Below are 13,020 nucleotides of genomic sequence, written 5' to 3' on the forward strand. Positions count from 1 at the left end.
AACCTGGATTGACAACAAAACTGGTACGAGTACAGTTACGGTATGACTCAAGACATTCGCACCGGGCGTCGGGCCTGGTTCATGCTCATCGCCATCACCATGCTCACGACGGCGGGCATGACCGTCGTGCTCCCGGTGCTGCCGTTCGTCGTGCAGCGGTACGTGCCCGATCAGTCGCACCTCGCCGTCTGGGTGGGTGTGCTCGAGGCGGTCAACGCGCTGTGCGCGTTCCTCGTCGCGCCCTTCCTCGGCCGGCTCTCCGACCGCGTCGGACGCCGTCCCATCATCGTGATCGCCGCCTTCGGCGCCGTGGTCGGCTACCTCCTGTTCGGCATCGGCGGCTCGATCTGGGTGCTGCTCCTCGGCCGTGTCATCCAGGGCATCACGGCCGGCGACCTCCCGGCCCTGTTCGCGTACCTCGCCGACATCACTCCGCCGGAGCAGCGCGCCAAGCGCTTCGGGCTCCTGGGCGCGCTCGCGGGCATCGGCACCATGGTCGGTCCGGCCCTCGGAGGACTGCTCGCCGCGGTGGATGTCACGCTGCCCGTCTTCGCGACCGCGGGCTTCGCGGCCGTCATCGCCGTGCTCAGTCTCGTTCTGCTGCCCGAGAGCCTCGCCCCTGAGAACCGTGCCACGGAGCTGACGGTGCGCGACATGCACCCGCTCCGGGTGTTCCGCGAGGTGTTCGCGCGCCGCGAGCTGCGGCCGCTCATGCTCGCCCTCGTGTTCACGACCGTGCCTTTCCTGTTCTTCGTGAACAACTTCAGTGTGCTGGCGATCGACTCGATCGCCTGGACGGCCACCCAAGTCGGCCTCGTCACGGCTGCGGTCGGAATCATCGACATCGTCATCCAGGGGCTGCTGCTGGGCATCCTCGTCAAGCGCATCGGCGAGCGCGGCGTGCTCATCGCGGGAATCGCCGCCCAGGGCGTCGGGATGCTCGGGCTCGCGCTCGTGGCATCCGTGCTCGCCGAGCCGCTCGTGTTCATCGTGGGAACGCTCGTCCTCGCCGCAGGCCAGGGCGCCGCGACCGCGACCATGGACGCCGTGCTCTCCACCGCTGTCGGGCACGACGAGCAGGGGTGGATCGCGGGGGCCATCCAGTCCCTCAACTCGGGGCTCGGGGTTGTCGCGCCGCTGCTCGCGGGAGCCCTCTACGCGAGCATCGCGCACTCGGCGCCGTACTGGCTCGGGATCGCGCTCTTCGCGGTGGCGATCGTTCTCCTCGCGCGGGTGCGGACCACGGGGAGCGCGTCCGCAACCCTGGAACCCGCCGCCACGGAGCCAGCCGCTCGGCATTGACGATCTACTTGTTTTTTGCAAGTGTTAACGCACATCGTCGAGAGGAACCCCATGGCCCAGATGTTCGTCAACCTGCCCGTCACCGACCTCGAGCGCGCGAAGACGTTCTACACCGCGCTCGGCTTCACCATCAATCCGGCGTTCACCGACCACAACGCCGCGTGCGTCGTCGTCGACGAGGGCCACAACTACTTCATGATCCTCACCCGCGAGTTCTTCCAGACGTTCACCGACCTCCCGCTCGGGGACAACGCGACGTCGCCGTCGGTCGCGACCGCGATCTTCGTCGACTCCCGCGCCGAGGTCGACGCCGCCGCCGAAGCGGGTCTCGCCGCGGGCGGCACCGAGGCGCGCCCGGCCGCCGACTACGGCTTCATGTACCAGCGCCAGCTCACCGACCCTGACGGCAACCTCATCGAGTTCGGCTGGATGGACCCCGTCGCCGCCGAGCAGGGTCCCGAGGCGTTCGCCGCCCAGCAGGCCTAGCGCGTGGCGGCGCGTGACTACGGTCAGTACTCGGGCATCACGCGAGCCCTCGAACTCGTCGGCGAGCGGTGGGCGATGCTCATCGTGCGCGACCTGCTCGTCGGCCCGCGCCGCTACGGCGAGCTCGCCGCGAGCCTGTCGCGCATCCCCAGCAATATCCTCGCGTCGCGCCTCAAGGAGCTGCAGGCCGCGGGGGTCATCCGTCGGATGCCCCGCTCCCGAGTCATCGTGTACGAGCTCACCGAGTACGGCCGCGAACTGGAGCCCGTCGTCCTCGCGCTCGGCGCGTGGGGTTACCGCGCCCTCGACGACCCACGCGACGAGCAACTCATCACCCCCGAGTCGATGACGATCGACCTGCGGTCGGCGTTCCGCGCGTCGGTCGCGGCCGGCCTGCCTCCCACGGCCTACGCGGCGCGCGTCGGCGGAGCGGAGCTGCTGGTGCGAGTGGATGGCTCGCGACTGGATGTCTCGAGCGACGACGGACCCGCCGACCTCGGGTTCACGGCCGGCGCGGGCATCCGTCGACTCATCCTCGGGGAGCTGCCAGCCGATCGCGCCATCGCCAGCGGCGTCGTCGAGGTGACCCACGGGGAGGTCGCGCTGCTCGACCGGTTCGCGAGCACGTTCCGCCTCGCGGCGTGAGTCGGAGCTCGACGTTCTGAGTCTCATCCTGCAACTTTCGGCGGTATCCGTGTGCCGCGGCGCGCGGATCGCGCCGAACACCGCGGATGGCTGCGTTCGCTCCGCGGTGCCGAGAGTCAACCGGGGTGCGCCCGGACGTGACGAAACATAGACTCTCCTGACGACCTGCACCGAGGCGGGCGCGAGGATGTGGGGGACGAGGGTGTCACTGTCGAGACTCCGTGGGAGCGCTCCCATGCTGGCGGCGATCGTGGCCGTCGTCGCGCTCCTGTGCGGGCTCTCCCTCGCCATGACCGTCTACATCGACCACCAGGGCACCGCCGGGCTGCGCGCGGAGCTCGAGACCCGGGCGGGCGCGGACCTCGCGCTGCGGGCATCCTTCGACCTGGCCGAGGATGCCGCGGCGCAGGATGACGCGGTGCGCGCCGCCCTCGACCGCACGTTCCAGCCCACGGGTATCGCGTTCGACGTCACCCGCTCCATCGACACGGAGGCCTACTACCGGTTCGACGAGCTGGACGGACCCGCCCAGCTCGCCACGATCCCCGACCTTGCCGCTCGCGCGGAGTTCGGCAGCGGCGGCGCGCCCGAGGGCCCCGCGGAGGTGGCGGTGCAGGCCGTGGCCGCCGAGTCTCTCGGCATCGACGTGGGGGACTCGATCGTGCTCAACGACGTCGGGTTCACGGTCTCCGGGACGTGGACAGCGCTCGACCCCCTCGACCCTCGGTGGTACGGCGACGACTCCGTGGTGACGGGCGGCGCCGAGCGCGCCGGACCCTTCGCCGTCGCCGAGGAGGCGTGGGAGCGGTTCGAGTCCGCGCCGACCGCGACCTGGACAGTCGTGCCGAGGTCGGTCGACGAGTTCACCGCGACCAACAGCGACTCGGTCGTGATCTCCTGGCAGGGCGTCGAGCAGCAGTGGCGCGGCGAGGTCCCGGAATACCCGAGCCTCGTGGTCCAGGGACGGCTCACCCGTACGCTCGGGGACTTCGCGGGGCGCATCCTGGGCCTGCGGGCCATCGAGCCGGTCGCGGCGGTGCTCGTCGCGGGAAGTGCGCTCGTGGTGCTGTCGCAGCTCGTGCAGTTGCTCGTCGCCACGCGCGAGCGGGAGAGCGCGCTCTACTGGGCGCGCGGCCAGTCGCCCCTCGGGATCGCGCGGCGAACCGCCGTCGAGGTTGGAGCGAGCTCCCTCCTCGGTGCGGCACTGGGCGTCGGCGCGGTCGCGGCGGGCTTCGCGATCGCGTCGGATGTGCGGGAGCTGCTCGCCGTGCGCTCGAGCGGCGTCATCGTGCCCGCGGTCGTGGTTCTCGGGGCGATCGTGTTCGCGGGGGCGGCCTCCTATCGCTCCGTCGTGAGCGTCACCACCCCGAGCAAGGGCGGTCGCGGGAGCGCCCGGGTCCGCCGCGCTGCGCTGCCCGGGGTTGTCGTTCTCGTCACGGTCGCGGCCGCGCTCGCCGTCTGGCAGCTGCGGCTCTACGGGTCGCCGGTCACTCCGAGTGCGACCGGCGCTCCGAGCATCGACCCCGTCGCGGTCGTCGCGCCCGCCGCCGCCCTCATCGCGATCGTGCTCGCCGCCCTCGCCGCGTTCCCGTGGATCGTGCGGCGGCTCGCGCGCCGTGCCGGGGCAACGGATGTCCCGGCCCACCTCGCCCTCCGGACCCTCGCGCGCTACACCGGCCGCGTCGCCGCCCCCCTCGTCATCGTCGCGCTCGCCGTCGGCTCGGCGACGTTCGCCGCCGCGTTCGCCGCCACCTGGGATCGCCTCTTCACGCAGACCGCCGACCTGCACGCCGGCTCCGACCTGCGGATCTCCTCGCGCTTCGACCCGCTCTCCGCGAGCGAGCTGGATGCGATCGCCGCAGCCGACGGCGTGCGCCGGGCCGCGCCCTTCGACGTGCAGAACCTCAGCATCGGCACGGTGACGGGCGTGACGCTCGGTGCCGCCCCGGACACGATCCGCGAGCTCGCGACGACCGCGGGCGGGTCGTTCTCGCCGGACGATGCCGCCGACGCGATCGCCGTCGACCAGCCCGGGCCCGTCGTGCCGGAGGGCACGAGCGGTCTCGAGCTGCGGGTCGAGGCGATCGGCTTCGACGAGGCGCCGCGACTGACCGCGTGGGTCGCCGACTCGTTCGGGAGCCTGCGCTCGGTCGAGTTCGGCGAGCCGGAGGCAGAGCCGGACGGGGTGCTCGTGTATCCGGCGGACGCGAGCGGGGCATCCGGCACGCTCCTGTCGATCGACGTGCGGGCGGGGACCCCGTCGCTCGAGGAGCCCGCGACGTTCCGGCTGCTGTCGATGCAGGCGGACGGCACCGAGCTCGAGCTCGACCAGTACTGGATCACCGACTCTCTGCGCGGCCAGTTCTACCCGCCGATCCCCCTCCCCGACGGCGACGGGTTCACCCTCGAGTCGCCGCTGCCGATCGTGCGGATGACGGCCACGTTCGATGGGACCGGCGCCGACGTGCTGCGCCCGGGTGTCGTCGTGACCCAGCGGCTCGCCGACCTCCTCGAGCTCGAGAGCGGCGACCTCGTGGTGTTCGCCCTGCGCGACAGCCCGCAGAACGTGAACGCCTTCGTGACCGGGATCGTGCCGTCGATCCCCGGGTCGCGCACCGACATGGCCCTGCTTATCGACCTCGCCGTCACCAACCACCTGCACCAGCGCAACAGCCAGAAGGCGCTCGAGCTCACCGACGCGTGGGTGACCACCGACGAGCCCGAGCAGGTGCGCGCCGAGTTGCGCTCCCTCCTCCCGGCCAACACGCGGATCGACTCCCGGGCAGACCCCGTGGGACGCCAGGTGCTCGGCGCCGCGGCGATCGCCCTGTGGGCTGCCGCCGCGTGCTGCGTGATCATCGCAGTCGTCGCCGTCGGCTCCGCCTCCGGGTCGAGGCTGCGGTGGGGCCGCAACGACATCGCCTCGCTCCGTGCGATCGGCCTGAGCCCGCGCGAGCAGTCCGGGGTGCCGCTGAGGGAGCTCGGCATCGTGCTCGGAGTCGCGGCGGTGGCGGGCATCCTCGCGGGGGCGGCGGTCACCCTGCTCACCGTTGCCGAGCTCGCGCGCGCCGCCGTGGACCGCGCGTACCTCGCTCTTCAGTTCAGCGTCGCCCTCGACCTGGTCGGCTGGAGCGCCATGCTCGGCGCAGTGGCCGCGGGCATCGGCCTCGTGCTCCTCTCGCTCGCGCGCCGGGTGCGGTCGATCGCCGCAACGGCGCTGCCGGGGGAGGTGGGCGAGTGACCGACCTCCTCTCGACCGGTCGGCTGCTCGTCGACCACCTCCGCGCCGGCGTGCGCGCGTCGGCGCTCGTCGCCTTCCTCGTCACGCTCACCGTGCTCGTCGTCGCGCTCGTACCGCGCGCCTTCGCCGAGGTCGCGACCGCCGAGCTGCGCTACCAGCTCTCGCAGGAGGTGCCCGCCCAGCTCGACCTGCACGGGGAGGGTCGCATCGGCTGGCCCACCGCGGACACCGAGGGGGTGCCGCCGGAGGCCGTCTTCGGCCGCACCGACAAGGCCATCACCGGACTTCCCGCCTCGTTGCCCCGACCGCTGCGGGATGGCGCGGGCGACGCCACCTGGATCCTCAAGAGCACGAGCGGCACCGGGTCGATCGAGGGCAGCCCCTACGTGCTGAGCCTGCGGTTGGCGATGGATCTCGGCTGGACCGACCGCATCCGCTTCGTGGAGGGGGAGGAGCCCGGCCCCTGGGCGTTCGACCCGGAGGTCGAGCCGGTCGACAACCCGATCCCCGTCGCCCTCTCGGTGAGCGCGTCCGAGACGATGGACGCCCCCGTCGGCACGGTCATCACCTACTCCGAGGGGCCGCTCCTCGTGACCGGTCTCTACGAGCCGGTCGACGAGTCCCTCAGCTACTGGAGCCATGCCTACGACCTCGACCGCGCGGCCGTCATCCGCGTCACGGGGCAGCCGCCGCGAATCCAGTCGAGCGTGTTCGTGCCGCCCGAGACGGCCGTCGCCCTGCCCGAGCAGTTCGCTCTGGGCATCCTCACCGCGTGGGTGCCGATCGATCCGACCGTGTACGAGTTCGCCGACCTGCAGACGCTCGGCTCCCAGGTGCGCAACGCGACGGCGACGCCCGCGCCCCTCCCGGACTTCGGTGCACTCGCGCTCGACACGACCTTCACGGAGGTGCTCGACCGCACCGAGTCCTCGGTCGCGGCGATGACGGCCCTCGTGGCGCTCTCCGCCTCTGGCCTCCTCGGGGTGCTGCTCGCGAGCTATGCGCTCAGCATCCAGGCGCTCGTCCGTCGGCGTCGCTCCTCGCTCTCGCTCGCGGCGGCGCGCGGGGCATCCCTGCGCCAGCTGCGCGTCGTCATGGTGATCGAGGCGGCCGTGCTCGCACTGCCCGGCTCCGCGGTCGCCATCGTCGTCGCGGCGGCGCTCGTCCCGCAGCGCATCGGACTCGAGGGATGGCTCGCGCCCGTCGTCCTGGCGGTCGTCCCGGTCATCCTCGCCGCCGTCCTCGTGGCTCCCGGCAGCCTGCGCGAGGAGCGGCAGGACCTCGCGGTGCGGTCGAGCTCGCGCGGCCGCTGGGTGCTCGAGGCGGCCGTCGCGGGCGCCGCCGTCGTCTCCCTCGTGCTCCTGCAGCGGCGCGGTCTCGTCGCGTCCAGCGACGTCGTCGGAGTCGACCCGCTGCTCGCGGCTACGCCAGTGCTGCTCGCGGCGACCGTCGGGTTGATCGCCCTGCGGCTCTACCCGATCCCGCTGCGCGCGCTGCGGGGGGCGGTCCGCCGCGGTGCCGCCCCGGTCGCCGAGGTGGGCTCGGCTCGAGCCATCCGCGAGCCGGCGATCGGTGCCATCGCGAGCCTCGCGCTCGTCGTCGGCGTCGCCATCGTCGTCTTCTCGACGATCATGGTGAGCACCGTCGGCACCGCCCTGCAGCGGGCAGCGGCCGAGGAGGTCGGAGCCGATGTGCAGGTGTACGCGCACGACCTCCCGCAGGAACTGCTCGACGAGCTTCGCTCGATCCCTGGCGTCGACGGCGTCGTCGCCCTCACCTATCGGGCGAGCGTCACCCTCACCGACGACGCGGGGGGCACGAAGGTCGGCGTCGTGCTGGCCGACTCCGACGACCTCGCGGCGGTGCGGCCCGACCTGCCGCCGCTCGGGCCCGCGACATCCGGTTCGCTCCCGATCGCCGTGTCGCCCGAGCTCGCCGCGCGGCTGCAGGGCACCGATCTCCGGCTCGGCGATACGCCGGTCGCCGTGGCCGGCGTCGTGCCCGAGACCGCGATGCCCGGGATGCTCGGCCTCTGGCTCATCGCGGACGCCTCCGCCATCGACGCGCTCGACCTCGACGGCAAACCGCCCTCGCGGCTGCTCATCGACCTCGCCGACGACTCCCCACCGGAGACCGCCGACGCGATTCGCGCCGCCGTGCTCGCCGTGCAGCCGGAGCAGTTCGCGGGCTCCGCCGAGATCGTCGACATCGCGACCGAGCTCGGGCGGGCCCGGTCGGCGCCCATCACCTCGGGGCTCGAATGGTCCCTGCTCATCGTCGCCGGTGCGACGCTCGCCCTCACGATGCTCGTCGTCGCGCTCGCGGCGGCGGCCTCGGCGGCGACCCGCAACCGCGTGGTCGGCGTGCTGCGCATCCTCGGGATGAGCCCGCGCCAGGTGCGCGCCCTCGTCGCGTGGGAGTTCGGGCCGGTCGCGGTCGGGTCGATGCTCGTCGGCGTCGCCCTCGGCTTCGCCCTGCCGTACCTCGTGACCGCGGTGCTCGACCTCCGCGGCTTCTTCGGCGGCACGTCGCTGCCGCGACCGACGATCGACCCGCTGTGGATCATCGTCGCCGTCGGCGCTTACGCCCTCGCCGTGCTCGCCGCGGTGCTCGTGGCCACGGCACTCGGGCGGCGCTTCGCCCCGGCATCCACCCTGAAGATGGGAGACGCATGACCCCCCAGATCGACTGCTCCGACCTGGTCAAGATCTTCTCCGCCGAAGGGGTGGAGGTGCAGGCGCTCCAGGGACTCACCCTGCGGGTGGAGTCCGGGGAGCTCACCGCGATCGTCGGGGCATCGGGCTCCGGCAAATCGACGCTCCTCGCCATCCTCACCGGGCTCGAGATCCCGACCGCCGGACGGGCGAGCGTCGCCGGCCACGACCTGCTCACCATGACCGCCGCCCAGCGCACTCGCTATCGGCGCGAGACCGTCGGCTTCGTGTGGCAGCAGACCTCCCGCAACCTGCTGCCGTACTACACCGCCGCGCAGAACATCGCGATGCCGCTCGCGCTCGCGGGGGTGCCTCGCGCCAAGCGGGCGGAGCGGGTTCAGTCGCTCATCGACCTGCTCGGCATCGGCGACTTCGCGGGTCGCCGACCGGCGCAGCTCTCCGGCGGGCAGCAGCAGCGGGTGGCGATCGCCGTCGCGCTCGTCAACCAGCCCGAGGTGCTCTTCGCCGATGAGCCCACGGGCGAGCTCGACGACGTGAACTCGCAAGTGGTCTTCGACGCGCTCGGAGCGGTCAACCGGGAGCTCGGCGTCACGGTGCTCATCGTGACTCACGACGAGGAGGTGTCGTCGAAGGTGCGCCGCACCGTGCAGATCCGCGACGGCCGCCTCTCGACCGAGGTCCATCGCAGTACCGAGACCGACGAGTTCGGCGAGGAGCAGCACCGCTCCCAGGAGTTCGTCGTGCTCGACCGCGTGGGCCGGCTCCAGCTTCCCCAGGAGTACGTGAAGACCCTCGGGCTCGCGGGGCTCGTTCGAGTGGAGCTCGCGGATGATCACGCGCAAGTGCATCCGACGGACCAGCAGAAGGGTGCCGAGCGATGAGCGGCGACGTCGTACTCCGCTGCGAGGGACTCACCCGCACCTACGGGCGGGGCGAGACGGAGGTGCACGCACTCGTGGACGCCGAGCTGGAGGTGCACGCGGGTGAGCTCGTCGTGCTGCGCGGGCCGTCGGGCTCGGGCAAGACGACCCTCCTCAACCTCCTCGGCGGTCTCGACACCCCGACCTCGGGCGCGGTGTGGCTGGGCGACAGGCAGGTGTCGGGCGCGAGCGAGCGCGACCTCGTCGAACTCCGTCGCCGGGACATCGGCTACATCTTCCAGACGTTCGCGCTGCTGTCGCCGCTCTCCGCGGCGGAGAACGTCGAGCTTCCGATGCGACTCGTGGGGTTGCCCGCCGCGGAGCGGGCCGAACGCACCGCCGAGCTCCTCGCGGTCGTGGGGCTCGCCGACCACGCGCAGCAGCGGCCGGGGGAGCTCTCGGGCGGCCAGCAGCAGCGCCTCGGCATCGCCCGCGCGCTCGCCAACAGCCCGCGGGTGATCATCGCCGACGAGCCCACCGGCCAGCTCGACAGCCTCAACGCGGAGGCGATGATGTCGCTCATCTCGTCGCTCGTGCACGAGCGCGGGGTCGCGGCGGTGGTCTCGACCCACGACCCGCGGATGGCGGCGCACGCCGACCGCATCCTCGAGATCCGCGACGGGCGGCTCGGGCGCCGACACGGTCGGCACTCGTCGGGGGCGGAGCCGATCTAGTCCCGGCCTCAGGCGGCCGCCGCCTCCGCCGTGAGCAGTTCGCGCACGCGCGGGGCGACCTCGGTGCCGAGGAGCTCGATGGTGCGCGATCGCGCGGCCACGTCGAGACCGAGCACGTCGTACTTGAGGTCGAAGCGGTTGAGGCGAAGCGACCGAGCGACCCGCGCGATCTTCTGCGCGACCGTCTCGGGCGAGCCCACGAACAGAGCGCCGGTCGCCACCTCGAGCTCGTAGCGCTCGCGGCTCGGCGGGTAGAACCCGCGCTCGCGCGACATCCTTTCCACCATCGGCTGCCATGAGGTCCACCAGGTCTCGACGGCTTCCTCGTCGGTGTCGGCGATGAGGCCGAGCGAATGCTGGCCGACCGGCTGGACCGGCATCCCGAACTGCTCGAGCGCCCGGAAGTACAGGTCCACGTGCCCCGCGAAGCGCTCGGGCTGCCCGCCGATGATCGCGAGCATGAGGGGCAGCCCGTAGCGCGCCGCGCGGATCACCGAGTTGGGGCTGCCGCCGACTCCGATCCAGGTCGGGATGCCCCCCTCCCGCATCCTCGGGTGCAGCGTCTGCGCAGCCAGGGGTGCCCGCGTGCTCCCCGACCAGGTGACGGACTCCTCGCGCTGGAGCCGGACGAAGAGCTCGAGCTTCTCCTCGAAGAGCTCCTCGTAGTCGGCGAGGTCGTAGCCGAACAGCGGGAACGACTCGGTCGCGGATGCCCGGCCGAGCACCACCTGGGCCCGACCGTTCGAGACCGCATCGAGTGTCGAGAACTCGTGGTAGAGCCGAACGGGGTCATTGGTGCTGAGGACGGTGACGGCGGTGCCGAGCCGGATGGTCGACGTCGCTGTCGCGATCGCCGCGAGCAGCACGGGCGTCGCCGAGTCGACGAATCCCTCGCGGTAGTGCTCTCCGACGCTGAACACATCGAGTCCGACGGATTCCGCTAGGCGCGCCTCGTCGACGAGCAGTCGCACGGTCTCGGCGTCGGTGATGAGTTGTCCGTCGCGGCTCGGCACGTCGCCGAACGAGTTGAGCCCGATCTCGAAGGTGCTCACGGTGTCCTCCTCAGTAATTGACGTGTCAATAATGCGCCGATATGATTGATATGTCAATTAGTTAGGGGAGAGCATGCGCCGATCGCCCACGAGCCGGGATCTCGTCGTCTGGCGGGAGTTCGTCGAGACCGGCGACCGGCTGCGGTCGCTGCTGTCGTCCCGGCTGCAGTCGCAGTCGCAGCTCTCCAGCGGCGACTACGCCGTGCTGCTCGCGCTCTCGGAGGCGGACGGCCGCAGCATCCGCTCGTCGGACCTGGCTGCCGCGATCGACTGGGAGAGAAGCCGCCTCTCGCACCACCTGGGCCGGATGGAGTCGCGGGGCCTCGTGCGTCGCGAGGCGTGCGCGACGGACAACCGGGGGGCCGAGGTCGTGCTCACCGAGACGGGTGCGTCGCTGTTCCGCGCCGCCTCGGTGCCGCACCTTCGGGCCGTGCGCGAGCTGTTCCTCGACGCCCTCTCGCCCGAGCAGCTCGACGCCATCGACGGCATCACTCGCGCGCTGCGGGAGCACCTGGACGTCGAGCGGGGCTCGTCCGCCCGATAGCGGATGAGCCCGTCGCGCGTCAACGGGTGGTTGCGCGCCCCCGCAATCCGGTCGAATGAGAAGTGCACCACCCCGACTGACCGAGTCAAGGAGGCGACGACATGACCACGTTCTCAGTACCGAGCCCGCGCCCCGCAGTGCGGAGGCGGGATGCCCTGGGCATTGCGCTGCCGAACCTCAAGCGCCGGTTCACTCCCGGCGCGGGGCCCCGGATCGCTCGATCGACGTTCGTGCCCCGCTCGCTCGGAGGCGAGCCGAAGCGCGCGTAGCGACGCAGTCCGGTCGTCGAGAGGCCCGCCCCCACCCGGGGCGGGCCTCTCGCGTGTACCGCCGCGGGGTGTGAGCGGTTAGGCTCGGGGTAACGACGAGAGGAACTCATCATCTCCACGACCGACCCGACCGAGCCCACGGACCCGACGCCGCAGGCCGAGTTCCCGCCGCCGGCATTCCCACCGCCTGCGGTTCCGCCCGCTGCGACCCCGCCGGTCGCGGCGCCCACGGCCACCCCCACCCCCGGCGTCGCCGATCCCGCCGCCGTTCCCGCCGCGCCGGCTGAAGCCGCCCCCGAGGCGGACACCATCGCCTCGGCCGACACCCCGCCTCCGGCGCCGCCGAAGAAGCGCCGCATCATCGGCTGGGTGATCGCGGTCGTGCTGCTCGTGATCGCCCTCATCGCGACGGGCGTCTTCCTCTACCTCGCGCTGCAGCGGCTCGAGGAGGCCCGCCAGGAGATCGAGGAGCAGCAAGAGCTCATCGATAAGAAGGAGACCTTCGCCTCGGCTGCCGAGGACTTGCAGGCGACGGCGGCGAAGTTCGACGGACTGCCGTACGCGACCCTCGTCACCCCCGACTACTACGCGAGCCTCATCGGCCGCGGCTGGTCTCACCGCTGGAACGGTCCGGCCCTCGACAAGGACACCGAGGACGTGAAGGCGGCGACGGCCGAGCTCGAGGACACCCTCGCCGCGGCTGAGGCACAAGCATCCTCGAACGCCACGGGCACGATCTTCGAGTCCCTCACCGACTCGCTCGGTTCCGGCTTCGTCGCCACGTCGCTCGACACGGCCGACGCCGCGTGCGAGCAGGATGTCTGGGGCTGCGTGAGCGGCGAGGACCCGTTCACCATCCACTACGACAACGCCGAGACCGCTGGCCAGCCGTACATGAACGACTTCCTGCGCACCGGTCTCGCGTACCACGAGTACGCGCACGTCCTGCAGATGACCAACCCCGAGCCGACCGAGACGGCGGCCGAGGCGTTCGGCGGCGACTGGGAGACGATGGCCGACTGCTACGCCCTCACCTACCTGCCCGGCTGGACGCTCGACCACACGATCTGGGTGAGCGACTACGAGTACTGGGAGGTCAGCGTCGGCTACGGCTACACGTGCAACGCCGACCAGGCGCAGGTCGTGCGCGACTGGGTGTCGCAGCTCGGCTACCACCACGAGCCCATCTCGCAGTAGGCGGCGCAACGAAAA

Annotated in this window: 11 protein-coding genes; 10 read left to right on the forward strand and 1 reads right to left on the reverse strand. The window is 71.8% G+C overall.

The features are described 5' to 3' along the window. The first annotated feature begins 42 nt into the window (after positions 1 to 42). The 7 genes from Q5716_RS00935 (at position 43) to Q5716_RS00965 (ending at position 9,943) form a co-directional block, all read left to right on the forward strand. Complete coding sequence (locus tag Q5716_RS00935; protein ID WP_305001214.1) at positions 43 to 1,302, forward strand: MFS transporter; 1,260 nt, start codon at positions 43 to 45, stop codon at positions 1,300 to 1,302. Positions 1,303 to 1,353: 51 nt separating this feature from the next. After that, positions 1,354 to 1,788, forward strand: coding sequence for a VOC family protein (locus Q5716_RS00940; RefSeq protein WP_305001215.1), 435 nt, complete (start codon positions 1,354 to 1,356; stop codon positions 1,786 to 1,788). A 3-nt stretch (positions 1,789 to 1,791) separates the two neighbouring features. After that, positions 1,792 to 2,433, forward strand: coding sequence for a winged helix-turn-helix transcriptional regulator (locus Q5716_RS00945; RefSeq protein WP_305001216.1), 642 nt, complete (start codon positions 1,792 to 1,794; stop codon positions 2,431 to 2,433). A 235-nt stretch (positions 2,434 to 2,668) separates the two neighbouring features. After that, a complete protein-coding gene (locus tag Q5716_RS00950; RefSeq protein ID WP_305001217.1) occupies positions 2,669 to 5,674 on the forward strand; it encodes an ABC transporter permease family protein in 3,006 nt (1,001 codons plus the stop codon). Beyond that, on the forward strand, positions 5,671 to 8,349 hold the full coding sequence (locus Q5716_RS00955; RefSeq protein WP_305001218.1) for an ABC transporter permease: 2,679 nt from the start codon (positions 5,671 to 5,673) through the stop codon (positions 8,347 to 8,349). Before Q5716_RS00950 ends, Q5716_RS00955 begins: the two co-directional genes overlap by 4 nt. Next, positions 8,346 to 9,230, forward strand: coding sequence for an ABC transporter ATP-binding protein (locus Q5716_RS00960; RefSeq protein ID WP_305001219.1), 885 nt, complete (start codon positions 8,346 to 8,348; stop codon positions 9,228 to 9,230). Before Q5716_RS00955 ends, Q5716_RS00960 begins: the two co-directional genes overlap by 4 nt. Next, positions 9,227 to 9,943: an ABC transporter ATP-binding protein gene (locus Q5716_RS00965; protein ID WP_305001220.1), complete on the forward strand. Its 717-nt coding sequence runs from the start codon at positions 9,227 to 9,229 to the stop codon at positions 9,941 to 9,943. The genes Q5716_RS00960 and Q5716_RS00965 overlap by 4 nt, the downstream gene beginning before the upstream one ends. Before the next feature lie 8 nt (positions 9,944 to 9,951). Here the strand turns inward: Q5716_RS00965 and Q5716_RS00970 are convergent, their stop codons facing one another. Next, entirely contained in the window at positions 9,952 to 10,995 is a 1,044-nt protein-coding gene (locus Q5716_RS00970; protein WP_305001221.1) for an LLM class flavin-dependent oxidoreductase, read from the reverse strand. 73 nt (positions 10,996 to 11,068) lie between these two features. On the opposite strand from Q5716_RS00970, the gene Q5716_RS00975 reads away from it, so the two are divergent. The 3 genes from Q5716_RS00975 to Q5716_RS00985 all read left to right on the forward strand — a co-directional run bounded on the left by Q5716_RS00975 (position 11,069) and on the right by Q5716_RS00985 (position 13,005). Next, a complete protein-coding gene (locus Q5716_RS00975) occupies positions 11,069 to 11,539 on the forward strand; it encodes a MarR family winged helix-turn-helix transcriptional regulator (protein ID WP_305001222.1) in 471 nt (156 codons plus the stop codon). A 101-nt stretch (positions 11,540 to 11,640) separates the two neighbouring features. Beyond that, on the forward strand, positions 11,641 to 11,808 hold the full coding sequence (locus Q5716_RS00980; RefSeq protein ID WP_305001223.1) for a hypothetical protein: 168 nt from the start codon (positions 11,641 to 11,643) through the stop codon (positions 11,806 to 11,808). Between the two features lie 369 nt (positions 11,809 to 12,177). After that, positions 12,178 to 13,005 carry a hypothetical protein gene (locus Q5716_RS00985; protein ID WP_305001224.1) on the forward strand — a complete coding sequence of 276 codons (828 nt, stop codon included), beginning with the start codon at positions 12,178 to 12,180 and terminating at the stop codon, positions 13,003 to 13,005. Positions 13,006 to 13,020 lie beyond the last annotated feature (15 nt).

The organism is Antiquaquibacter soli, from assembly GCF_030580675.1.
GTDB lineage: Bacteria > Actinomycetota > Actinomycetes > Actinomycetales > Microbacteriaceae > Rhodoglobus > Rhodoglobus soli.